The sequence below is a fragment of the Pseudomonas sp. ICMP22404 genome (genome assembly GCF_006227205.1).
Lineage (GTDB): Bacteria > Pseudomonadota > Gammaproteobacteria > Pseudomonadales > Pseudomonadaceae > Aquipseudomonas.
On record NZ_VCNG01000008.1, the window covers coordinates 250,549 to 275,182 of the forward strand.

Genomic DNA, 24,634 nt, shown 5'->3' on the forward strand with positions numbered 1-24,634 from the left:
GTAACGCTTCAACGAAAAACCCCGGCTCCTGTGAGTCGGGGTTTTTTATTGATCGTTCCCACGCTCTGCGTGGGAATGTAGCCCGGGACGCTCCGCGTTCCATCAAGAGCCGAACGCGGAGCGTCCGTAGCGGCGTTCCCACGCAGGAGCGTGGGAACGATCACACCTTGAGGGCGCCATCGCGAGCAGGCTCGCTCCCACATTGATCGTTCCCACGCTCTGCGTGGGAATGTAGCCCGGGACGCTCCGCGTTCCCATCAAGAGCCGAACGCGGAGCGTCCGTAGAGGCGTTCCCACGCGGGAGCGTGGGAACGATCAATCGCGAGCAGGCTTGCTCCCACATTTGGAATACATACCCCTGTGGGAGCGAGCCTGCTCGCGATGCAATATCAGAACAGATCGATCGGCGCCGCTTCATCCGCCGGCAGCGGGCTGCCTGGTGCAACGCCATTGCCCAGCTCGTTGGCCGACGGTGGGGTGTCTTCGCTCTTGAACAGCTCGAAGTACGCACCGGGAGTGCCTGGTGTGGCCGCACGGCCGCTGACCGGGTCGACCCGCAGGCTGAGGATGCCTTCCGGTTCTGGCTGGGTGTGAGGCGGTTTGTCCTTGAGGGCGGCGCCCATGTAGCTCATCCAGATAGGCAGCGCCACGGTGCCGCCGAACTCGCGGCGACCCAGACTCTCGGGCTGGTCGAAACCGGTCCAGACGGTGGTCACGTAGTCGCCGTTGTAGCCGGAGAACCAGGCGTCCTTGGATTCGTTGGTGGTACCGGTCTTGCCTGCCAGGTCGGTACGGCCCAGGGCCAGTGCACGACGGCCGGTGCCGAGCTTGATCACGTCTTCCAGCATGCTGTTGAGAATGTAGGTGGTGCGCCCGTCAACGATGCGTTCGGCGACCGCAGGTGCCTGGGTCGCTGGAGTGGCGGCGGAGGCTTCACCCGGAGTCGGATTCACCGTGAAAGTCTCGGCGGACGGGGCGGCGATGCCATCGCTGGCCTGCTCGCCGGTAGGCACCCGCGGCGGGTTGGCCACGAACAGTGTCTCGCCGTTGCGACTTTCGATCTTGTCGATGATGTACGGGGTGATCTTGTACCCGCCGTTGGCGAATGTGCTCCAGCCCGTGGCGATTTCCATCGGGGTCAGGGTGGCGGTGCCCAGGGCCAGTGACAGGTTGCGGGGCAGGTCCTGCTTGTTGAAGCCGAACCGGGCGATGTAGTCGATGGTGCGATCCACCCCCAGCGCCTGCAACAGGCGGATCGACACCAGGTTGCGCGACTTGTACAGCGCCTCGCGCAGACGGATCGGGCCGAGGAAGGTGTTGGTGTCGTTCTTCGGGCGCCAGACCTTGTCCAGGTATTCGTCGACAAACACGATGGGCGCGTCATTCACCAGGCTCGCAGCGGTATAGCCGTTATCCAGCGCGGCGCTGTAGACGAACGGCTTGAAGCTCGAGCCCGGCTGGCGCTTGGCCTGCAATGCGCGGTTGTAGTTGCTCTGCTCGAAGGCGAAGCCACCCACCAGGGAGCGGATCGCGCCGTCCTGCGGATCGAGGGACACCAGGGCGCCCTGGGCGGCCGGGATCTGGCTGAACTTGAGGGTGTTGTCCGGCTGGCGCTGTACCCGGACCAGATCGCCGACCTGGGCCACGTCCGATGGCTGCCGGGGTGCGGCGCCCATGCTGTTGGTATTGAGGAACGGACGGGCCCACTTCATGGTGTCCCATTTCACGTGTTCCTCAAGCTCGCCGTTGCGCGTCAGGACCTTGATACCGTCCTTGTCCACCTGGGTGACGATCGCCGGTTCCAGGCTGCTGATGGTGCGCTGTTTGGTCAGCTCAAGGGCCCAGGCTTCCCTGGTCTTGCCTGGCAGGCGCGATTCGGGGCCACGGTAGCCGTGGCGCTGATCGTAGGTCATCAGGCCTTCGTGCAGCGCGGTGTTGGCCATTTCCTGCAGGTTGCTCGGCACCGTGGTGGTCACGCGGAACCCTTCGGTGTAGGCATCGCTGCCATAGCGTCCGACCATCTCGGCCCGGGCCATTTCGGCGATATACGGGGCGTTCACTTCCGGTGTTGGCACGTGATAGCTGGCGTTCAATGGCTCGTTGATCGCGGCGGTGTAGTCGGCCTCGCTGATCTTGCCGAGTTTGTACATGCGCCCCAGGATCCAGTCGCGACGCTCCTTGCTGCGCGCCGGGTTGGCCAGCGGATTGAAGCGCGACGGTGCCTTGGGCAGGCCGGCGATCATTGCCATCTGCGCCAGGCTCACATCACGGATCGACTTGCCGTAATACACCTGGGCCGCCGCCTCGATGCCATAGGCGCGGTTGCCCAGGTAGATCTTGTTCACGTACAGCTCGAGGATTTCATCCTTGGTCAACTGCCGTTCGATCTGCAGGGCCAGGAGAATTTCGGTGGTCTTGCGCGAGAAGCTGCGCTCGCTGGTCAGGAAGAAGTTCTTGGCCACCTGCATGGTGATGGTGCTGCCGCCGGACTGGATGTGCCCGCTCTTGACCAGCTGGCTGGCGGCACGCATCAGGCTGCCCGGATCGACGCCATAGTGGTTGGCGAAGTTGTCGTCTTCGGCACTGAGTAACGCATTGATGAAATTGGGGGGGATGTCGGCGAAGCGGATCGGCGTGCGGCGCATTTCGCCAAATTCAGCGATCAGCTTGTTGTCGCTGCTGTATACCCGCAGAGGAATCTGCAACTGAATACTTCTCAGCGCCTCCACGGATGGCAATCCCGGACTAAGGTAAAGAAACGCACCGCTCAGACCCAAGAGCAGTCCGCAGAAAACGGCGATGACGGACCATCCGAAAAATTTCAGCAGACGAATCAAGGCTTTTGGATATCCAGGCAAAGAATGAAAAAGACGCCAGGTGCAGGGAAGGACCCGTGCTTGCAGCAAAGCGAAAAAAACGCTGCGCATTATAAGCATTTTTTTCCGTCGGAAACGCCATCCGGACGTCCGTCGGGCTGGGGTGATTGAACGCAATGCGTATTAGAGAGTCCGTAACTCACGGATAGTCATAGGGAATTGGTAGTGCTACGACTCTTCAATAAAAAAACCCATACGCTTCTGGGCATCGACATCAGCTCCACATCGGTGAAGCTGCTCGAGTTGAGCCGCCAGGGTGACCGTTACCGTGTCGAGTCCTACGCGGTCGAACCGTTGCCGGCCAACGCCGTGATCGAGAAGAACATCGCCGAGCTCGAGGGGGTCGGGCAGGCGTTGTCCCGGGTTTTGATCAAGGCCAAGACACCCACGCGCAGTGTGGCGGTGGCCGTGGCGGGTTCGGCAGTGATCACCAAGATCATCGAGATGGATGCGGGGCTTTCCGACGACGAGATGGAGAACCAGCTCAAGATCGAGGCGGACCAGTACATTCCTTATCCACTGGATGAAGTGGCCATCGATTTCGAGGTCGTGGGCGTGTCTGCGCGCAACAGCGAGCGGGTCGAGGTGCTGCTGGCGGCCTGTCGCAAGGAAAACGTCGAGGTTCGCGAGGCTGCGCTGGCGCTGGCGGGGCTGACGGCTCGGGTGGTCGATGTGGAAGCCTATGCGTTGGAGCGCGCCTTTGGCCTGCTCGCCACACAACTGGCGGCGTCCCAGGAGCGGTTGACCGTTGCGGTGATCGATATCGGCGCCACCATGACCACCCTGAGCGTGCTGCACAACGGACGCATCATCTATACCCGTGAGCAACTGTTCGGCGGTCGCCAACTCACCGAGGAAATCCAGCGGCGCTATGGCCTGACCCTCGAGCAGGCCGGCCTGGCAAAGAAGCAGGGCGGTTTGCCGGACGATTACCTCAGCGAAGTGCTGCAACCCTTTCGCGAGGCGTTGGTGCAGCAGGTTTCGCGGTCGCTGCAGTTTTTCTTCGCTTCGGGCCAGTACAGCGCGGTGGACCACATCCTGTTGGCCGGAGGCACGGCGTCAGTCGCCGGGCTGGACCGCCTGATCGAACAGCGCCTGAGCACGCCGACCCATGTGGCCAATCCGTTTTCCAACATGGCCCTGGGCAGCAAGGTCAATGCCGGTGCCCTGGCCAGTGACGCGCCGGCACTGATGATCGCCTGCGGACTGGCCCTCAGGAGTTTCGACTGATGGCACGGATCAACCTTCTTCCCTGGCGCGAAGAGCTGCGTGAAGAGCGCCGCAAACGCTTCCTGCTGGCATTGGTGGGGGCGCTGGTCGGCGCGGTGGGGGTGACCTTGATCGGCGTTCAGTACCTGCACAGTGCCATCAATCACCAACTGGCGCGCAATGGGCACATCACTGAGCAGATCGCGGTGCTGGACGAGCGCATCAAGCAAATCAGCGAGCTGAAGGCCCGTCGCCAACAACTGGTGGAGCGCATGCGCATCATCCAGGACCTGCAGGGAAACCGGCCGGTCAGCGGGCGCATCTTCGATCAATTGGTACGGACGTTGCCGGACGGGGTGTATTTCACCGAAGTGAAAATGGAAGACAAGACGCTCTCCATCAAGGGGGCTGCGGAGTCCAACCACCGGGTCTCGGACCTGATGCGCAACCTGGACGCGTCGGATCTGTTCGATGCGCCCAGCCTGACGGAAGTCAAGGCCACGACCGCTGGCCAGCTCGACCAGGCCAACGTGTTCCAACTGACGGTCCGACAGACCCAGCCGGTCGACGCGGAGGACGCCCAATGAGGCCGGGGGAGTGGTTCGACGCGCTGCGCAAGGTCGACTTCCGTGACCTGGACACCAACAACGTCGGTTCCTGGCCGTTGCCGGTCAAATGGTTGGCCGGCGTCCTGCTGGTAGTCCTGGTCCTGGGGTTGGGCTATAACTTTGCCGTGAGCGACCTGGAGGATGAGTTGCAGCAGGTGCGCGAGGAAGAAAATACCCTCAAGGCGCAATTCGCGGGCAAGGCCCATATGGCCGCGAACCTGGAGCGCTATACCGAGCAGATGAAGCAGATGGAAACCTCCTTTGGCGTGCTGTTGCGGCAATTGCCCAGCGACACCGAAGTGCCTGGCCTGCTGGAAGACATCACCCGCACCGGCCTGGGCAGCGGCCTGGAGTTCGAGGAGATCAAGCTGCTGCCCGAAGTGACCCAGCCGTTCTACATCGAACTGCCGATCCAGATCACGGTGACCGGTGGCTACCATGACCTGGCGACATTCGTCAGCGGTGTTGCCGGGCTGCCCCGCATTGTCACGCTGCACGATTTTGACATTGCCCCCGCGGACCCCGAGTCGGGCTCGAAGCTGCGCATGAGCATCCAGGCCAAGACCTATCGGTACAACGAGCAGGGGGCGCAGCCATGAAGCCGCTCCGCTGCATGGGCCTGCTGGCCGGGCTGGTTGTGCTGGCCGGCTGTAACAACGACAGTGGCTTCGAGGACCTGGACGCCTACATGAACGAGGTGCGGTTGCGCCCGCCCGGCAAGATCGAGCCGACGCCGACGTTCAAGCCAAACGAAACCTTCACCTACAGCGCGTCCGACCTTCGCAGCCCGTTCTCGCGGCAGGTCCGGGTGGATCAGGCCGAACGGCAAAAAGGTTCGCGCAATGTCCGGCCCGATCCGAACCGGGTCAAGCAGTACCTCGAAGGCTTCAACATCGAACAGTTTGAAATGGTCGGCACGATCGCCAATGCCAGTGGCTCCTATGCGCTGCTGCGCGGTGCGGGCGGGGTGCATCGGCTCAAGGTCGGTGACTATCTGGGGCGCAACGACGGGCGAATCGTCGCCGTCACTGCCACCCAGGTCGATGTGGTCGAAATCGTTCCCGATGGCGAAGGTGCCTGGCTGGAGCGACCACGGACCATTCCTTTGAAAGAGCACTCAGTGGAACTCGAACAATGAACAGGATTTTTACAGCCCTCGGTGTTTCGCTATGGATAGCGCTGATGTCACCGACGGTGCTTGGGGCGAACCTGAAGGCGCTGGATGTTGCGGCTTTGCCGGGAGACCGGGTCGAGTTGAAGCTCTCTTTCGACGGGCCACCGCCAACGCCTCGTGGCTATACCACCGAACAACCGGCCCGGATTGCCCTGGACCTGCCTGGGGTGACCAGCCAGCTGGCGCGCAAGACCCAGGACCTGGGCAGCGGTAACGCACGCAGTGCCACCGTCGTCGAGGCGGGGGACCGCACCCGATTGATCATCGGCCTCACCCAATTGGTGCCGTATAACGCTCGGGTCGAGGGCAACAATCTGTTCGTGGTGGTCGGTAAAGGCGCGGAGCCGAAAACGATTGCCCAGGCCCCACGCCCAGCAGCTGCCGGCGCGGTGCCCGCCAGGAGCAACGCACCGGTGGGCCGGGCCATTCGTGGCGTGGACTTCCAGCGCGGGACCCAGGGTGAAGGCAACGTGGTGATCGACCTGTCGGACCCGTCCATTGCGCCGGATATCCAGGAGCGGGAAGGCAAGATCATCCTCAACTTCGCCAGGACCCAGCTGCCTGAACCATTGCGAGTGCGCCTGGACGTCAAGGACTTCGCCACCCCGGTCCAGTTCGTCAATGCCAGCGCCGGTTCCGACCGGGCCACCATCAGCATCGAGCCTGGCGGTACCTTCGATTACTCCACCTACCAGACCGACAACAAACTGACCGTCAGTGTCCGTCCGATGACAGTCGAGGACTTGCGCAAGCGCGACACCGACCGTGCCGCCTACAGCGGTGAAAAGCTGTCCCTGAACTTCCAGGACATCGAAGTGCGCTCGGTCCTGCAACTGATTGCCGATTTCACCAACCTGAACCTGGTGGCAAGCGACACGGTGCAAGGGGGGATCACCTTGCGATTGCAGAATGTTCCCTGGGACCAGGCGTTGGATCTGGTCCTGAAGACCAAGGGGCTGGACAAGCGCAAGGTCGGCAACGTGTTGCTGGTAGCCCCTGCCGATGAGATTGCGGCTCGCGAGCGCCAGGAGTTGGAGTCCCAGAAACAGATTGCCGACCTGGCGCCGCTGCGGCGAGAGCTGTTGCAGGTCAACTATGCGAAGGCGGCGGACATCGCCAAGCTGTTCCAATCGGTGACCAGCGCCGAAGCGAAAGCCGATGAACGTGGCACGATCACGGTGGATGAGCGGACCAATAACATCATTGCCTACCAGACCCAGGATCGGCTCGACGAATTGCGTCGGATCGTGGCCCAGCTGGATATTCCGGTGCGCCAGGTGATGATCGAGGCCCGGATTGTCGAGGCCAACGTCGATTACGACAAAAGCCTGGGGGTGCGTTGGGGCGGCTCGGTGCAGAACCAGGGCAACTGGAACTCTTCGGGTGTGACCAACGGCAGCTCCACCACTATCGGCACGCCGGGCAGCACCAGCACCAACCAGCCGTTCGTCGACATGGGCGCGGCAGGCAATACCTCGGGTATCGGCATTGCGTTCATCACTGACAACGTACTGCTGGATCTGGAGCTGACGGCCATGGAGAAAACCGGCAACGGGGAAATCGTCTCCCAGCCCAAGGTGGTGACTTCGGACAAGGAGACCGCGAAAATCCTCAAGGGCACGGAAATTCCCTACCAGGAAGCCAGTTCCAGTGGCGCGACCTCGGTGTCGTTCAAGGAAGCCTCGCTGTCGCTGGAGGTAACCCCGCAGATCACGCCGGACAACCGCATCATCATGGAGGTCAAGGTCACCAAGGATGAACCGGACTACCTGAACAAGGTGCAGGAAGTACCACCGATCAAGAAGAACGAAGTCAACGCGAAGGTGCTGGTCAATGACGGCGAGACCATTGTGATTGGCGGGGTTTTCTCAAATACTCAGAGCAAGGTTGTAGATAAGGTGCCATTTCTTGGCGATGTGCCGTATCTTGGCCGCCTTTTCCGGCGTGATCTGGTTTCGGAGAAAAAATCCGAGCTGCTGGTATTCCTCACTCCGCGTATCATGAATAACCAGGCGATTGCTGTGAGTCGTTGATTCTGTGCGAAATTTGATTCTTGTTGGGCCGATGGGCGCTGGAAAAAGCACCATCGGCCGTTTGCTGGCCAAAGAGCTGCGCCTGCCGTTCAAAGATTCCGACAAGGAAATTGAATTGCGCACGGGCGCCAATATCCCGTGGATTTTCGACAAGGAAGGCGAACCAGGCTTTCGTGATCGCGAGCAGGCGATGATCGCCGAGCTGTGCGCATTCGAAGGCGTGGTGCTGGCCACCGGTGGCGGCGCCGTGATGCGCGAAGCCAACCGTCGGGAACTGCATGCCGGCGGACGGGTGGTCTATCTGCACGCCTCCGTCGAACAGCAGGTCGGTCGTACCGCCCGGGACCGCAACCGTCCGCTGTTGCGTACCGCCGATCCGGCCAAGACCCTGCGGGACCTGCTGGAGCTGCGTGATCCGCTGTACCGGGAAATCGCCGACCTGGTGGTGGAAACCGATGAGCGGCCGCCGAGGATGGTGGTGCTGGAGATTCTCGAGCGTCTGCAGCAATTGCCTCCCCGTTAATGCACCACGGGAAATGCGCTATCCTCGCCGTCTCGTTGTTATCCGCCGGGGCGTGGCACATGGCCGCCGAGTGGCGTCATAGCAGGCACCGTGGACTTTTCGTTAATTGCAGGCAGGACGCCTGATTCCATCTTCACCGTGGGGACACATGCAGACACTAAAGGTCGACCTGGGCGAGCGCAGCTACCCGATTCACATTGGCGAAGGCTTGCTGGACCAGCCGCAACTGCTGGCGCCACATATCGCCGGGCGGCAAGTGGCGATCATCTCCAACGAAACCGTCGCCCCTTTGTATCTGGAGCGCCTGACCCGCAGTCTGTCAGCCTTTTCGGTCATTTCCGTGGTGTTGCCCGATGGCGAGGCGTTCAAGAACTGGGAAACCCTGCAACTGATCTTCGACGGCCTGCTGACCGCACGGCATGACCGGCGCACCACGGTGGTGGCCCTGGGCGGTGGCGTGATCGGCGACATGGCCGGTTTTGCCGCAGCCTGCTACCAGCGCGGCGTCGACTTCATCCAGATCCCCACTACCTTACTGTCCCAGGTCGACTCGTCGGTGGGCGGCAAGACCGGGATCAACCATCCGCTGGGCAAGAACATGGTCGGCGCTTTCTATCAGCCCAACGTGGTGCTGATCGATACCGCTACCCTCAATACCTTGCCGGCCCGTGAGCTGTCCGCAGGGCTGGCGGAAGTCATCAAGTACGGGCTGATCTGCGACGAGCCGTTCCTGGGGTGGCTTGAAGACAACGTCGACCGCCTGCGGGAACTGGACCAGGCTGCCCTGACCTACGCGATCGAGCGCTCCTGCGCAGCCAAGGCCGCAGTGGTCGGTGCCGATGAGCGTGAGTCGGGTGTACGGGCCACGCTCAACCTGGGCCACACCTTTGGACACGCCATCGAGACCCACATGGGGTATGGTGTCTGGCTACATGGCGAGGCGGTAGCGGCCGGTACGGTCATGGCCCTGGAAATGTCCGCGCGCCTGGGCTGGATCAGCGAGCAGGAGCGTGATCGCGGCATTCGGCTCTTCCAGCGCGCCGGGCTACCGGTGGTGCCTCCCGAGGAAATGACCGAGGCCGATTTTCTCGAACACATGGCAATCGACAAGAAAGTGATCGATGGTCGTCTGCGTCTGGTGCTGCTGCGCCGCATGGGCGAAGCGGTGGTGACCGACGATTATCCGAAAGAGGTTCTACAGGCCACGCTGGGCGCGGATTACCGCGCCTTGGCTCAGCTTAAAGGTTAATAAGATTCCGATGACTAGTTTGCATGCCGACGAGGCTTTCCTCGGCCATTTCCAATTGAGTCACGACCCCTTCGCTCCACGGGTCCCCGGCTTCAAATTCTTTCCGGCCCAGCGCAAGCCGGTATTGGGTCAGTTGCATCACCTGGCGCGCTACAGCCAATTGCTGCTGGTAGTGACCGGTCCCCAGGGCAGTGGCAAGACCTTGCTGCGCCAGGCCCTGGTGGCCAGCACCAACAAACAGTCGGTGCAAAGCGTGGTGGTCTCGGCCCGGGGTGCCGGTGATGCTGCCGGTGTGTTGCGCCAGGTCGCCCAGGCGTTGAACCTGGCCCAGGCCGAAGTGGGTGCGATTCTCGACCAGATCGTCCAGTTGGCGCTGACCGGGCAGGAAGTCTATCTGCTGGTGGATGACGCCGAGCAGCTCGACGAGTCGGCCCTGGAAGCCCTGCTGGCGCTGGCGGCCGGTGCGCCGGAGGGGCGCCCCCATGTGTTCCTGTTTGGCGAGTCGTCGTTGATCGCCGATCTGGAGCAGTTGGAGCTCGAGGAGGAGCGCTTCCATATCATCGAGCTGGCGCCCTATACCGAAGAAGAAACGCGTGAATACCTGGATCAACGTCTTGAAGGCGCTGGCCGGGGTATCGAACTTTTTACCGCCGATCAGATCTCTGAGATTCACGAAGGCTCCGGCGGCTGGCCTGGCAACATCAACCAGGTCGCTCGGGATGCCTTGATCGAAGTCATGATTGCCAGCCGCTCAGCGGTGAAGCGTCCAACTATGGGGTTCAACATGCCGAAGAAACACGTATTGGCGATTTCCGCCGTCGTCGTGGTCGCGGTCGTCGCCGCCTGGCTGATGCCGGGTCGCAACAAGGCGCCGACGACCGGCGCGCCAGCCAACGAACAGGCACAACTGCCCCTCGGCCAAGGGGCGCCGAAACCCAATGGTGGCGCGCCGGCGGTGGAATTTGCCGGCAGCACCCAGCCGATGCCGTTACCGTTGGTCGGCCAGTCGCAACCGGTCATGCGCGGGCCCCTGGCTGAAGCTGCCGGCGGAATCACCGAGGGTGACGATGGCGCGGCACCACCGATCGACGATGGCGACACGCCGCCGACCGTGACCACCACGGCACCGCCTGCGGGCGTGCCTGCTGGCCCGGCTCCGACACCCGCCCCCGCACCTGCTCCGGCCGCCAAGCCGACTCCGGCTCCGACCCAGGTAGCAACGGCCAAGCCTGCCCCGGCGCCGGCCGCCAAGCCGACGCCTGCCCCGGCCGCCAAGCCTGCTGCACCGGCCAAGGCCGCAGGTGGCAACTGGTACGCCGGCCAGGCACCGAGTAACTACGTCGTACAGATTCTCGGCACCAGCTCCGAAGCCACCGCGCAGAACTTCGTCAAGGAGCAGGGCGGCGAGTATCGTTATTTCAAGAAAGTCCTCAACGGCAAGCCGCTGTATGTGATCACTTACGGCAGCTTTGCCAACCGTGATGCAGCTGTTTCCGCTATCAAGGCCTTGCCAGCGAAGGTTCAGGCTGGTAAACCTTGGCCTCGCACTGTCGCCAGCGTCCAACAGGAACTGGCTGCAACTCGCTGAAGATTCGGCGGCCTTACCCAGGCCGCCTCTCCCGGCAACCTCAACATTTCCGCAAGAGCGAGCGACCTGTCAGGCCGCGCGCCTTGTGGTGTCTGCGTCACAGTAGCGTTTGAGTCGTAGCGGTCGAACCCAAAAAAGTTTTGACTAGCACAGCATATAGCTTTAAACCTTTCACAAATGCGACATGAATTTGCGGCGTTTCGTCGTCAAATTTGTGAGCGTCTGTGTCGGCATGTACAATGACCTCCCTTTTGCCCCCGCAAAGCTGGCGTACGTTCAGCGTGGAGTGCAAGCGGTTGAATTGAAAAGAAATTTGCCTCGATAAGAGGCAGCCTGGTGAGAAAGTGTCTATGAAAGCAGGTCTGTACCAACCAGATGAATTCAAGGATAACTGTGGTTTTGGCCTGATAGCCCATATGCAGGGCGAGCCCAGCCATACCCTTTTACAAACGGCCATTGAGGCCCTGACCTGCATGACCCACCGTGGTGGGATCAACGCCGACGGCAAGACCGGCGACGGCTGTGGCTTGCTGATTCAAAAGCCTGATGAGTTCCTGCGTGCCATTGCCCAGGAAACGTTTGGCGTCACCCTGCCCAAGCAGTACGCCGTGGGTATGGTGTTCTTCAACCAGGACCCGGTGAAGGCCCAGGCCGCTCGCGAGAACATGGACCGCGAGATCCTGGCCGCCGGCCTGCAGCTCGTCGGCTGGCGCAAAGTGCCGATCGATACCAGTGTTCTCGGTAGCCTGGCCCTGGCGCGCCTGCCGCAGATCGAACAGGTGTTCATCGCCGGCGAAGGCCTGAGCGATCAGGAAATGGCGATCAAGCTGTTCAGTTCCCGTCGTCGCTCGTCCGTGGCCAACGCCGCCGACACCGACCACTACATCTGCAGCTTTTCCAACAAGACCATCATCTATAAAGGCCTGATGATGCCGGCGGACCTCACCGCCTTCTATCCAGACCTGAGCGACGAGCGCCTGAAGACCGCGATCTGCGTGTTCCACCAGCGCTTCTCCACCAATACCCTGCCGAAATGGCCGTTGGCCCAGCCATTCCGTTTCCTCGCCCACAACGGCGAGATCAACACCATCACCGGCAACCGCAACTGGGCCCTGGCCCGTCGCACCAAGTTCGCCAACGACCTGATGCCGGACCTCGAAGAGCTCGGCCCGCTGGTCAACCGCGTGGGCTCGGACTCTTCGAGCATGGATAACATGCTCGAACTGATGGTGACCGGTGGCATCGACCTGTTCCGTGGCGTGCGCATGCTGGTTCCGCCGGCGTGGCAGAACGTCGAGACCATGGACCCGGACCTGCGGGCGTTCTACGAATACAACTCCATGCACATGGAGCCGTGGGACGGCCCGGCCGGTATCGTCATGACCGACGGCCGCTACGCCGTGTGTCTGCTGGACCGTAACGGTCTGCGCCCGGCGCGCTGGGTCACCACCACCAACGGTTTCATCACCCTGGCTTCGGAAATCGGCGTCTGGAACTACCAGCCCGAAGACGTCATCGCAAAGGGCCGCGTAGGCCCGGGCCAGATCTTTGCCGTGGACACCGAAACCGGCCAGATCCTTGACACCGATGCCATCGACAACCGCCTCAAGTCCCGTCATCCATACAAGCAATGGCTGCGCAAGAATGCCCTGCGTATCCAGGCGACCATGGAAGACAACGACCACGGCTCGGCTTTCTACGACGTCGACCAGCTCAAGCAGTACATGAAGATGTACCAGGTGACGTTCGAAGAGCGTGACCAGGTGCTGCGTCCGTTGGGTGAGCAGGGCTACGAAGCGGTCGGCTCCATGGGCGACGACACGCCGATGGCTGTGCTGTCGCAGCGCGTGCGCACGCCATACGACTATTTCCGTCAGCAGTTCGCCCAGGTGACCAACCCGCCGATCGACCCGCTGCGCGAAGCGATCGTGATGTCGTTGGAAATCTGTCTGGGCGCCGAGCGCAACATTTTCCAGGAGTCGCCGGAGCACGCCTCGCGGGTGATCCTCAGCTCGCCGGTCATTTCCCCGGCCAAGTGGCGCTCGCTGACCAACCTCGACCGTCCGGGGTTCGCGCGTCAGGTCATCGACCTGAACTACGACGAAAGCGTCGGCCTGGAAGCGGCCATCCGCAATGTGGCCGATCAGGCTGAAGAAGCCGCGCGCGCCGGGCGTACCCAGATCGTGCTCAGCGACCGTCACATCGCGCCGGGCAAGTTGCCGATCCACGCGTCGCTGGCCACCGGTGCGGTGCACCATCGCCTGACCGAAAAAGGTCTGCGCTGCGATTCCAACATCCTTGTCGAAACCGCTACCGCCCGTGATCCGCATCATTTCGCGGTGCTGATCGGTTTCGGTGCCTCGGCGGTGTATCCGTTCCTGGCCTACGAAGTGCTCGGCGACCTGATCCGTACCGGTGAAGTGCTGGGCGATCTCTACGAGGTGTTCAAGAACTACCGCAGGGGCATTACCAAGGGCCTGCTCAAGATCCTCTCGAAGATGGGCATCTCGACCATCGCCTCGTATCGCGGTGCGCAACTGTTCGAGGCCATCGGCCTGTCCGAAGAAGTCTGTGAGCTGAGCTTCCGTGGTGTGCCGAGCCGCATCAAGGGTGCGCGTTTCGTCGACATCGAAGCCGAACAGAAAGCCCTGGCCGCCGAAGCCTGGAGTCCGCGCAAGCCGATCCAGCAAGGCGGCCTGTTGAAGTTCGTCCATGGCGGCGAATACCACGCCTACAACCCGGACGTGGTGAATACCCTGCAAGCCGCCGTGCAGCAGGGCGACTACGGCAAGTTCAAGGAATATACGGCACTGGTGGACAACCGCCCGGTGTCGATGATCCGCGACCTGCTCAAGGTCAAGACCCTGGACACGCCGCTGGACATCAGCGAAGTGGAACCCCTGGAATCGGTGCTCAAGCGCTTCGACTCCGCCGGTATTTCCCTGGGCGCCTTGTCCCCGGAAGCCCACGAAGCCCTGGCCGAAGCCATGAACCGCCTCGGTGCGCGTTCCAACTCCGGCGAAGGTGGCGAAGATCCGGCGCGCTACGGCACCATCAAGAGCTCGAAAATCAAGCAGGTGGCTACGGGCCGCTTCGGTGTGACGCCGGAGTACCTGGTCAACGCCGAGGTGCTGCAGATCAAGGTTGCCCAGGGCGCCAAGCCCGGTGAAGGCGGCCAACTGCCCGGCGGCAAGGTCAACGGCCTGATCGCCAAGCTGCGCTACGCGGTTCCCGGCGTGACCCTGATTTCGCCACCGCCCCATCACGACATCTACTCGATCGAAGACTTGTCGCAACTGATCTTCGACCTCAAGCAGGTGAACCCGAAGGCACTGGTTTCGGTGAAGCTGGTGGCGGAAGCGGGCGTCGGCACCATCGCCGCCGGTGTGGCCAAGGCCTATGCCGATCTGATCACCATCTCCGGCTACGACGGCGGCACCGGTGCATCGCCGCTGACCTCGATCAAGTACGCCGGTGCGCCCTGGGAACTGGGCCTGGCTGAAACCCACCAGACCCTGCGCGGCAACGACTTGCGCGGCAAGGTCCGGGTGCAGACCGACGGAGGCCTGAAAACCGGCCTCGACGTGATCAAGGCGGCCATTCTGGGCGCCGAGAGCTTCGGTTTCGGCACCGCGCCGATGATCGCCCTGGGCTGCAAATACCTGCGCATCTGCCACCTGAACAACTGCGCCACCGGCGTGGCGACCCAGAACGAGAAGCTGCGCAAGGACCACTACGTCGGTACTGTCGACATGGTGGTGAACTTCTTCACCTACGTGGCCGAAGAAACCCGTGAATGGCTGGCGAAACTGGGCGTGCGCTCGCTCGAAGCGCTGATCGGCCGTACCGATCTGCTGGACGTGATCGAGGGCCAGACCGCCAAGCAGCATCACCTGGACCTGACCCCGTTGCTGGGTAGCGATCTGATTCCGGCAGACAAGCCACAGTTCTGCCAGGTCGATCGCAACCCGCCGTTCGACAAGGGTGAGCTGGCCGAGAAGATGGTCGACATGGCCGCTTCAGCGATCAACGACCTGAGCGGGGCCGATTTCAGCCTGGATATCTGCAACTGCGACCGTTCCATCGGTGCGCGGATCTCCGGCGAAATCGCCCGCAAGCACGGCAACCAGGGCATGGCCCAGGCGCCGATCACGTTCCGCTTCAAGGGAACTGCCGGCCAGAGCTTTGGCGTCTGGAACGCTGGCGGCCTGAACATGTACCTGGAAGGCGATGCCAACGACTACGTGGGCAAAGGCATGACCGGCGGCAAGCTGGTCATCGTTCCGCCCAAGGGCAGCGTCTACAGGACCCAGGACAGTGCCATCATCGGCAACACCTGCCTCTACGGCGCCACGGGCGGCAAGCTGTTCGCCGCCGGCACCGCAGGCGAGCGTTTTGCCGTGCGTAACTCCGGGGCCCACACCGTGGTGGAAGGCACCGGGGATCACTGCTGCGAATACATGACCGGTGGTTTCGTCTGCGTATTGGGCAAGACCGGCTACAACTTCGGCTCTGGCATGACCGGTGGTTTCGCCTACGTGCTCGACCAGGACAACAGCTTCGTTGACCGGGTCAACCACGAGCTGGTGGAAATCCAGCGGATCAGCGGCGAGGCGATGGAAGCCTACCGCAGCCACCTGCAACGCGTGCTGAACGAGTACGTCGAGGAAACCGACAGCGAGTGGGGTCGTGAACTCGCGGAAAACCTCGATGACTACGTGCGTCGTTTCTGGCTGGTCAAGCCGAAGGCTGCCAACCTGAAGTCGTTGCTTTCCAGCACTCGTGCCAACCCGCAGTGATATGCGCCTGAAGAGTTTGATGAGGTTTTAACAATGGCTGAACGTCTGAATAACGACTTCCAGTTCATCGATGTCGGGCGCAAGGATCCGAAGAAGAAACTGTTGCGTCAACGCAAGAAAGAGTTCGTCGAGATCTACGAACCGTTCAAACCCCAGCAGTCGGCCGACCAGGCCCACCGCTGCCTGGGTTGCGGTAACCCGTACTGCGAATGGAAGTGCCCGGTGCACAACTTCATTCCCAACTGGCTGAAGCTGGTGGCCGAGGGCAACATCCTCCAGGCCGCCGAGCTGTCTCACCAGACCAATACCCTGCCGGAAGTCTGCGGCCGGGTCTGTCCGCAGGATCGCCTGTGCGAAGGCGCCTGCACCCTGAACGACGGTTTTGGCGCAGTGACCATCGGTTCGGTGGAGAAGTACATCACCGACACCGCGTTCGCCATGGGCTGGCGCCCGGACATGTCCAAGGTCAAGCCGACCGGCAAGCGGGTTGCCATCATCGGTGCCGGCCCGGCGGGCCTTGGCTGCGCCGACGTACTGGTGCGCGGCGGGGTGACCCCGGTGGTGTTCGACAAGAACCCGGAAATCGGTGGCCTGCTGACTTTCGGCATCCCCGAGTTCAAGTTGGAAAAGACCGTGCTGAGCAATCGTCGCGAAGTCTTCACCGGCATGGGCATCGAGTTCCGCCTGAACACCGAGGTGGGCAGGGACGTGACCATGGAGCAACTGCTTGAAGAATACGATGCCGTATTCATGGGCATGGGCACCTACACCTACATGAAGGGCGGCTTTGCCGGTGAGGATCTGCCGGGTGTTTACGACGCCCTGGATTTCCTGATCGCCAACGTCAATCGCAACCTGGGTTTTGAAAAGTCGCCGGAAGATTTCGTCGACATGAAGGGCAAGAAGGTGGTGGTGCTCGGCGGTGGCGACACGGCGATGGACTGCAACCGCACCTCGATCCGCCAGGGCGCCAAGTCGGTGACCTGTGCCTACCGTCGTGACGAAGCCAACATGCCCGGTTCGCGTAAAGAGGTGAAGAACGCCAAGGAAGAAGGCGTGAAGTTCCTCTACAACCGCCAGCCGATTGCCATCGTGGGTGAAGACAAGGTTGAAGGCGTGAAAGTGGTCGAGACCCGTCTCGGCGAGCCGGACGCCCGTGGCCGCCGCAGCCCCGAGCCGATCCCGGGCTCCGAAGAGATCATCCCGGCCGACGCCGTGGTCATCGCCTTCGGCTTCCGTCCAAGCCCGGCGCCCTGGTTCGAGCAGTTCAGCATCCAGACCGACAGCCAGGGCCGCGTCGTGGCCCCGGAACAAGGTCAGTACAAGCACCAGACCAGCAACCCGAAGATCTTCGCCGGTGGCGACATGGTCCGCGGTTCCGACCTGGTGGTGACGGCGATCTTCGAAGGCCGCAATGCAGCTGAAGGGATCCTGGATTACCTGCAAGTCTGACCAGGCGACACACAACCCTGTGGGAGCAAGCTTTTGTGGGAGCAAAGCTTGCTCGCGATCCAGGCGCCGCGTACTCAAGAGACCGCGGTGTTCTCATCGCGGGCAAGCCTTGCTCCCACAAAAGCTGCTTCCACAGTTGTTTTGTGGCGTTGCTGGATTTATGCGGCACCGCGACAAATTGCCCCGATAGATAAAAGGCACGGCTCTTGCCGTGCCTTTTGCGTCGAGCTCTGAGAAAATGCCCGCACTTTTTTTCCGGATGCCGACATGACTGCCCTGAAGAACGACCGTTTCCTTCGCGCCCTGCTCAAGCAACCCGTAGACGTTACCCCGGTATGGATGATGCGCCAGGCCGGCCGCTACCTGCCGGAGTACCGCGCCAGTCGCGCCAAGGCCGGCGACTTCATGAGCCTGTGCATGAACCCCCAGTTCGCCTGCGAAGTGACGATGCAGCCGCTGGATCGCTACCCGCAACTTGACGCGGCCATCCTGTTCTCCGACATCCTCACCATTCCCGATGCCATGGGCCAGGGTCTGTACTTCGAGACCGGCGAAGGTCCGCGCTTCAAGAAGGTCGTCAGCACCCTGGCCGACATCGAAGCGCTGCCGATTCCCGACCCGCAGAAAGACCTGGGCTACGTCATGGACGCGGTCAGCACCATCCGCCGCGAGCTCAACGGCCGCGTGCCGCTGATCGGTTTCTCCGGTAGCCCGTGGACGCTGGCCACCTATATGGTCGAAGGTGGCTCGTCGAAGGACTTCCGCAAGACCAAGGCCATGCTCTACGACAACCCGCAAGCCATGCACCTGTTGCTGGACAAGCTGGCGCAGTCGGTGACGGCCTACCTCAACGGTCAGATCATGGCCGGTGCGCAAGCGGTGCAGATCTTCGATACCTGGGGCGGCAACCTGTCGGCGGCGGCGTACCAGGAGTTTTCCCTGGCCTACATGCGCAAGATTGTCAGCGGCCTGATCCGTGAACATGACGGGCGCCAGGTCCCGGTGATTCTGTTCACCAAGAACGGCGGCCTGTGGCTGGAAAGCATCGCCGATGCCGGTGCCGATGCCCTGGGCCTGGACTGGACCTGCGACATTGGCAACGCCCGCGAACGGGTCGGTCATAAGGTCGCGCTGCAAGGCAACATGGACCCGACCGTGCTCTACGCCAAACCCGAAGCCATCCGTACTGAAGTCGGGCGTATCCTCGCCAGCTATGGCAAGGGCAGCGGCCATGTGTTCAACCTCGGCCATGGCATTACCCCGGAAGTCGATCCGGAACATGCCGGTGCATTCCTGCGGGCGGTGCATGAGTTGTCGGCGCAATATCACGACTAGGGGCCTACGCGGATCCCACTAAAGCAGCCTGTCCGACCCCGCGTCGGACAGGCTTTTTTGTGTGCGCTGTTTATCTTTTCAACATCAACTAACCGGTTGTTTGGGCAGGCGTGTTTGTTGTTTATGTCGGCTAATGTCTTATGTGTAAGAAATTTCTTTCGTCATGTAAGAAAAATGGATTCAGAGATCCTTCCTTCTACCTAGAGAGATTTACCCTACATAGCAAATTTTAAGTTTTCGATAAGGTTCGGCGCTTGAGAGGTACGGCGCCGAGCACTCCTGCGTGCCTTTCAAGATGACGGTGATACGTCTTCCCCAATCTCGAATGACTAGCCTGGAACTTATATGAAAAACAACTTCAACAAGAGCACAGTATTGACGGGGTGTGCTTCCTCCTTAGTTCTCTTGTCGACCTTGATGGTGCCCCAGGGAACGCTTGCCCATGGCTTCCTTGAAGTACCGCCTTCGCGCGCTCTGTTGTGCCAGAGAGGTGAAAACAAGAATTGTGGTGGCGCGCAATTCGAGCCCCAGAGCACGGGTGAAACCTTCAAGGGGTTCCCCAACGGAGCGGGTGGAGCTCCCCTGCAAGGACCCTTCGACGGAAAAATTGCCAGCGGTGGGCATCCGCTGTTTTCCGCCCTTGATGCGCAGTCGGCCACGCGCTGGCAGCTGACCGAGATCCGCGACCGCAACATCGCCTTCCAATGGCAATACACCGCCGTGCACCCGGCGACCCGGCATGAGTACTTCATTACCCGCGATGGCTGGAACCCGAACGAAGCGCTCAAGCGTGCTTCGTTCGACAGTACGCCGTTCTGCACGGTGGATGGCGGCAACCAGACCCCGAAACCGGGTGCCAGGCACAACTGCGTCATACCCGACAGCAAGACGGGACATCATGTGATCCTGGCGGTCTGGACGGTGGGTGACACCGACAATGCGTTCTACGACCCGGCGGATGTGAACATCCTGGCCGAAGCCGCGCTGCCGGGCGGTTGGTCGCCGGTGGGCAGTATTGCGTCGTCGACCCCGTTGCTGGTGGGGGACAAGGTCAAGGCGCGGGCGTTCTCCGCCACCGGCGAAAATCACCCCTACAGCGTGACTGTCGGCATTGACTCCGCCGAGGAAGGCAGGCCTGAGAACTGGTCGTTCAAACTGGCCGAAGCCATCAACAAGGCCCATCCCCTGATTCGTGCGGGTATTCGCGACGATGAGGGCAATATCACCCCGGTCCGCGGCAGCAACAACCTCTATGCCCAGAAAGAAAGCGGCGTGAGCCGGTATGAAGTGCAACTGGACATGCAGGAAGACGCTGGCGCCAGCATGACGATTGCTTCCCTGCAGCCGGAATATGTACTCGACAAGGGTCGCGTCAACATGACGTTCGCGGCGCAGACGAACCGCCGGATGAACCTTGAAGCCACATTGCTCGATGAGAAGAACAAGCCGGTCGGTGTCGTGAGCCAATCCGCAGGTGAAGGCAATATCGGGCTGAGCATGGACGTGCGCAGTGCCCCGGGCGCCCACACCCTGACGCTGGTAGGCACCAGCGAGGACGGGCGGACCACTCGCCAGGACACTCGCAGTGTCACCCTGACCGGTGAGGGCGCAGACGTCGAATACGATTTCGTGTTCCCTGAAAACCTCGGTGAATACAGCGCCGGTACGAAGGTGTTGCAGCCCAAGACCAACGAGGTCTTCGAGTGCAAGCCGTTCCCCGCGTCCGGCTATTGCAAGCAATACAGCCCGACGGCGAATGGCTTCGAGCCCGGTGTCGGTGCTTCCTGGCAAAGCGCCTGGGAAAAGTTGTAAGTCCTGAGAGGACGGCGCCAGGCAATCCGTAGGGGTTGCCCGGCGTCTTCAAGCGAGAGCGCGGTGATGCATTCAAATTACTCCTTCGCACGGCACGTGGTGTGGCTCGTGCCGCTGCTGCATGGCGTATTTCTGGCCGGGCAGGAGTGGCGTTTTCGCCAGGCATTGGGCCGTGAAGTGCCGGTGGTTGCCGAGTCGCCGGCCGCTCCGGTTGACCGCTCGCCCAACGTCCAGGCCGTGGCGACCGTGCTCGGCCTCACACCCGCAGGCGCCCACGCGCCCAGCGCCGAGCCGATGACCTTGCAAGCCAGTTTTGTCGTCGCCCAGGGCCTGTCGCGGGCGTTGCTGGCTGACGCTGCGGGTGCGCGCATTTACCGGGTGGGCGAGCGTTTGCCCAGTGGCAGCGTGCTGCGCCGGGTGGAAGCCGATCATGTGACGTTGTGGCGCAACGGGCGTGAAGAACGGCTGGCCCTGAAGCAAGAGGCAAAGCCCTGGCTGCACCGGGTGGGGCGCGAAGATGAGCGCCCTGCAACAGCCCATTCCTCGCAATACATACGCCCGGTGGCCGGGCATTCAGAGTGATCGAATTCATGAACAGCGTTATCCGCAGCCGTGTATCCCACGCCTTGCTCTGTCTTTCCGTGTCCTGCCCACTGATGTTTGCCGACATGGCACGGGCCGAGGAGGCGCGTTGGCAACTGGCGATGAACAATGCCGAGTTGCGTGACGTGGTCGAAGAGATATCCGCGATCCTGGGCAAGACCGTGGTGCTCGATCCCAGGGTGTCGGGGCGGATCTCCGTCATGTCCCGCGAGGCGTTGGATCGTGAAGGCGTGCGTCGGTTGTTCTATTCGGTACTCGATGCCCACAACTTCACCGTGATCGATGAAGGCGAGCGGATCCTGATCACCCCGGTCGCCGATGCCAGGACCCGGGCCGGCGCCGGCGAGACCAGGGACCCAGCGCCATCACAGTTCGTAACCCGGGTCATCGACTTGCAGTCGAGCATTGCCGCTGACGTTGCGGGACTGATCCGCCCCCTGGTATCGAGTGGTGGCTACATCGGGCCTTCGGTTTCCTCCAACGCGCTGGTGGTGACCGACACGGCCGCCAATGTGCAGCGCATCAGCCGGGTCGCGCAACAGCTGGACTCGGGACACAACCGCAATCATGTGGTGGTGCAGTTGCGTCATGCCAGGGCCGGGGATATCGCGTCGATCCTGGAAGCTTCTGGCAGCAAGCGCGAGGGCGACACCGCAGGCTCGGTGATCGCCGACGCGCGGGGCAATCGCCTGGTGATCATCGGCGCACCACGGGTGCGCCAACGCCTGGCCGAACTGGCCCGGACCCTGGACGTTCCGGCCTCCGCGTCCGAGGACAATGCACGGGTCATCCGCTTGCGCCACAGCGATGCCAAGCAACTGGCCGAGGTGCTGGAAGGCGTCGGGCAAGACAAGAAGGCCCCAGCGGCCCAGGCTGGCCTGCGGGAAAGCGCTTCCGCCAACACGTTCATGATCAAGGCCGACGAAAGCCAGAATGCCCTGGTGTTGGTCGCCGAGCCGGCCCAGGTCCGCACCATCGAAAATATCGTCCGGGAGCTGGACCAACCCCGGGCCCAGGTGCTCATCCACGCCGCCATCGTGGAAATTTCCGGAGACATTGCCGAAGCGCTGGGGGTGCAGTGGGGGATCAAGAGTGGCAGCGCGGCGGGGGTCATCAGTTTTTCGGGAACCAACACGCCGATCATCGGCGAGCTGAACCCCAAGGACGTCGATGGCGTGCTCCTGCGGTTGGGCGGCGATCGCTTCAGTGCACTGATCTCGGCCCTGGCGAGCAATACCCGCAGCAACCTGCTCTCCACTCCCAGCCTGCTGACTCTGGATAACCAGGAAGCGGAGATCATTGTCGGCAAGAACGTGCCTTTCAAGACCGGCTCCTACGCCACCAACAGCAGCGGCGCGGACAATCCCTTTACCACGGTGGAGCGCAAGGACGTCGGCATCAGCCTCAAGATCAAGCCCTACATCAACCAGGGTTCCTCCTTGCGCCTTGAGGTCCAGCAGGAAGTCTCGGACATTGCCCCGTCTGTTGCCGGCGTGGATTCCTCGGACCTGATCACCAACAAGCGTGCCCTGAAGAGCACGATCCTGGCGGACGACGGCGAGATCATCGTGATCGGCGGCCTGATCCGCGACGATGTCCGTTCCCAGGAAAGCGGTGTGCCGCTGTTACGCAGCATTCCGTACCTGGGCGCACTGTTTCGCTGGACCCGCGACACCCAGACCAAGAGCAACCTGATGGTGTTCCTGCGGCCCACCATCGTGCGCGGCAAGGAAGACCTGGCGAATGTCAGCCGCCAGCGCTACGACGCGCTCCGGGAGCTGAGCAAGCCGGGCTCGCGGCAGAACAATTCGCTGTTGCTGCCGCGAGACGCTCGCCAGTTGTTCGAGCCTTCCCTGGAGGCGTCGTCGGCAGATCCGTTGCCGCAGAATCGAGGTGACCTGTGAACGAGTCCCTGGCCCCGTTGCCCTTCGGTTTTGCCCGGCGCCACGGTGTGCTGCTGGACGGCGAAGGGGCTGCCGTGAGCCTGGTGATGCGCTGCGATGCGCCGCTGACTGCGCTGGCGGAGGTTCGTCGCCTATGTGGCCGGGAACTGCCGATCCAGGTGCTGGAGCCGGCGCAATTCGCAACGCGTCTGGCCTGTGTCTATCGCCAGGGCCAGAGCGCGGCCGAACAGGTGGCTCAGGGTCTGGACGAGGAGCTGGACTTGCTCAGCCTGGCCGATCAACTGCCACAGACCGCCGACTTGCTGGAGCAGCAGGGCGATGCGCCGATCATCCGGTTGATCAACGCGTTGCTCAGCGAAGCGGTGCGCGAACAGGCGTCGGACGTGCACCTGGAAACGTACGAGCAATACCTGTCGGTCCGCATGCGGGTCGACGGCCAACTGCGGGAAATGCTGCGTCCACGCCGTGAGCTGGCCAGCCTGCTGGTATCGCGGATCAAGGTCATGGCACACCTGGATATCGCTGAAAAACGAGTCCCCCAAGACGGTCGGATGGCGTTGCGGCTGGCCGGGCATGAGGTCGATGTACGGGTCTCGACCCTGCCGTCGGCCCATGGCGAGCGAGTGGTGTTGCGCCTGCTCGACAAGCAGGCCGGGCGCCTGGATCTGCCGCGTCTGGGCCTGCCGGACGACACCCTGGCGAGCCTGCGTCGGTTGCTCGCCAAACCCCACGGTATCGTGTTGGTGACCGGCCCCACGGGCTCGGGGAAAACCACCAGCCTGTACGCGGCGCTCAGCAGCCTCAACGACCAGAGCCGCAACATCCTCACCGTCGAAGACCCGATCGAATATCACTTGCCGGGCATCGGCCAGATGCCGGTCAACCCGAAGGTCGACATGACCTTCGCCCGTGGCTTGCGAGCCATTTTGCGCCAGGACCCGGACGTGGTGATGGTGGGCGAGATCCGTGATCGCGAGACGGCGGAAATCGCAGTCCAGGCCTCCCTGACCGGTCACCTGGTGTTGTCGACCCTGCATACCAACAGCGCCGTCGGCGCGATCACGCGGTTGGTGGACATGGGCGTGGATGCCTATCTGCTGGCCTCGTCCCTGGCCGGCATCGTCGCGCAAAGGTTGTTGCGGGCCCTGTGTCCGTCCTGCAAGACCTCCTATGTAGCCGACGCCGCCACCTGTCGGCGGCTCGGGCTCGAGGCCGATGTCGGGCCCCGGCTGTTCAGGGCCCGGGGGTGCGATGAATGCCAGGCAGGTTACCGCGGGCGTTTCGGCATTTATGAGCTGGTCAGTGTCAGCAGCCCGCTGTCGCAACTGATTCATCAGGGGGCTACTGAACAGGTGCTGGCGTTCGAGGCGCGCAAGACCTCTCGCAGCCTGTTCCAGGACGGGCGTCAGCGGGTCCTGGAAGGCCTGACCAGTGTCGATGAACTGCTGCGCATCACCCAGGAGGATTAG

At 62.2% G+C, this 24,634-nt stretch carries 16 protein-coding genes; 15 read left to right on the forward strand and 1 reads right to left on the reverse strand.

Annotation, left to right across the window (positions count from 1 at the left end; translation table 11 throughout):
* Window positions 1-389: 389 nt before the first annotated feature.
* Window positions 390-2,834: a penicillin-binding protein 1A gene (locus FGE05_RS16285; RefSeq protein ID WP_373682496.1), complete on the reverse strand. Its 2,445-nt coding sequence runs from the start codon at window positions 2,832-2,834 to the stop codon at window positions 390-392.
* Window positions 2,835-3,041: 207 nt separating this feature from the next.
* Here FGE05_RS16285 and FGE05_RS16290 point away from each other — a divergent pair, with 207 nt between their 5' ends.
* The 15 genes from FGE05_RS16290 to gspE all read left to right on the forward strand — a co-directional run bounded on the left by FGE05_RS16290 (window position 3,042) and on the right by gspE (window position 24,634).
* Entirely contained in the window at window positions 3,042-4,106 is a 1,065-nt protein-coding gene (locus FGE05_RS16290; protein WP_139646505.1) for a pilus assembly protein PilM, read from the forward strand.
* On the forward strand, window positions 4,106-4,672 hold the full coding sequence (locus FGE05_RS16295) for a PilN domain-containing protein (RefSeq protein WP_139646507.1): 567 nt from the start codon (window positions 4,106-4,108) through the stop codon (window positions 4,670-4,672). Before FGE05_RS16290 ends, FGE05_RS16295 begins: the two co-directional genes overlap by 1 nt.
* Window positions 4,669-5,292, forward strand: a complete 624-nt coding sequence (gene pilO / locus FGE05_RS16300; RefSeq protein WP_139646509.1) for a type 4a pilus biogenesis protein PilO — start codon at window positions 4,669-4,671, stop codon at window positions 5,290-5,292. The genes FGE05_RS16295 and pilO overlap by 4 nt, the downstream gene beginning before the upstream one ends.
* Complete coding sequence (locus FGE05_RS16305; protein WP_139646511.1) at window positions 5,289-5,831, forward strand: pilus assembly protein PilP; 543 nt, start codon at window positions 5,289-5,291, stop codon at window positions 5,829-5,831. Before pilO ends, FGE05_RS16305 begins: the two co-directional genes overlap by 4 nt.
* The gene (pilQ, locus tag FGE05_RS16310; RefSeq protein ID WP_139646513.1) at window positions 5,828-7,900 is read left to right on the forward strand and encodes a type IV pilus secretin PilQ; all 2,073 of its coding nucleotides are present in this window, start codon (window positions 5,828-5,830) and stop codon (window positions 7,898-7,900) included. The genes FGE05_RS16305 and pilQ overlap by 4 nt, the downstream gene beginning before the upstream one ends.
* A 4-nt stretch (window positions 7,901-7,904) precedes the next feature.
* Complete coding sequence (gene aroK, locus FGE05_RS16315) at window positions 7,905-8,423, forward strand: shikimate kinase AroK (RefSeq protein ID WP_041020548.1); 519 nt, start codon at window positions 7,905-7,907, stop codon at window positions 8,421-8,423.
* Window positions 8,424-8,571: 148 nt separating this feature from the next.
* Window positions 8,572-9,672 carry a 3-dehydroquinate synthase gene (gene aroB, locus FGE05_RS16320; protein ID WP_139646515.1) on the forward strand — a complete coding sequence of 367 codons (1,101 nt, stop codon included), beginning with the start codon at window positions 8,572-8,574 and terminating at the stop codon, window positions 9,670-9,672.
* Window positions 9,673-9,682: 10 nt separating this feature from the next.
* The gene (locus FGE05_RS16325; RefSeq protein WP_139646517.1) at window positions 9,683-11,260 is read left to right on the forward strand and encodes an AAA family ATPase; all 1,578 of its coding nucleotides are present in this window, start codon (window positions 9,683-9,685) and stop codon (window positions 11,258-11,260) included.
* A gap of 350 nt (window positions 11,261-11,610) precedes the next feature.
* Window positions 11,611-16,059 (forward strand): glutamate synthase large subunit, encoded by a 4,449-nt coding sequence (gene gltB, locus FGE05_RS16335; protein WP_139646518.1) that lies wholly within the window; start codon window positions 11,611-11,613, stop codon window positions 16,057-16,059.
* A gap of 33 nt (window positions 16,060-16,092) precedes the next feature.
* Window positions 16,093-17,511 carry an FAD-dependent oxidoreductase gene (locus FGE05_RS16340; protein WP_024779900.1) on the forward strand — a complete coding sequence of 473 codons (1,419 nt, stop codon included), beginning with the start codon at window positions 16,093-16,095 and terminating at the stop codon, window positions 17,509-17,511.
* Between the two features lie 267 nt (window positions 17,512-17,778).
* Entirely contained in the window at window positions 17,779-18,846 is a 1,068-nt protein-coding gene (gene hemE / locus FGE05_RS16345; protein WP_139646520.1) for a uroporphyrinogen decarboxylase, read from the forward strand.
* A gap of 345 nt (window positions 18,847-19,191) precedes the next feature.
* A complete protein-coding gene (gene gbpA / locus FGE05_RS16350) occupies window positions 19,192-20,658 on the forward strand; it encodes an N-acetylglucosamine-binding protein GbpA (protein ID WP_139646522.1) in 1,467 nt (488 codons plus the stop codon).
* A gap of 66 nt (window positions 20,659-20,724) precedes the next feature.
* On the forward strand, window positions 20,725-21,240 hold the full coding sequence (locus FGE05_RS16355) for a type II secretion system protein N (protein WP_139646524.1): 516 nt from the start codon (window positions 20,725-20,727) through the stop codon (window positions 21,238-21,240).
* A gap of 8 nt (window positions 21,241-21,248) precedes the next feature.
* Window positions 21,249-23,165: a type II secretion system secretin GspD gene (gene gspD, locus FGE05_RS16360; protein WP_176563014.1), complete on the forward strand. Its 1,917-nt coding sequence runs from the start codon at window positions 21,249-21,251 to the stop codon at window positions 23,163-23,165.
* Window positions 23,162-24,634 carry a type II secretion system ATPase GspE gene (gene gspE, locus FGE05_RS16365; RefSeq protein ID WP_139646528.1) on the forward strand — a complete coding sequence of 491 codons (1,473 nt, stop codon included), beginning with the start codon at window positions 23,162-23,164 and terminating at the stop codon, window positions 24,632-24,634. Before gspD ends, gspE begins: the two co-directional genes overlap by 4 nt.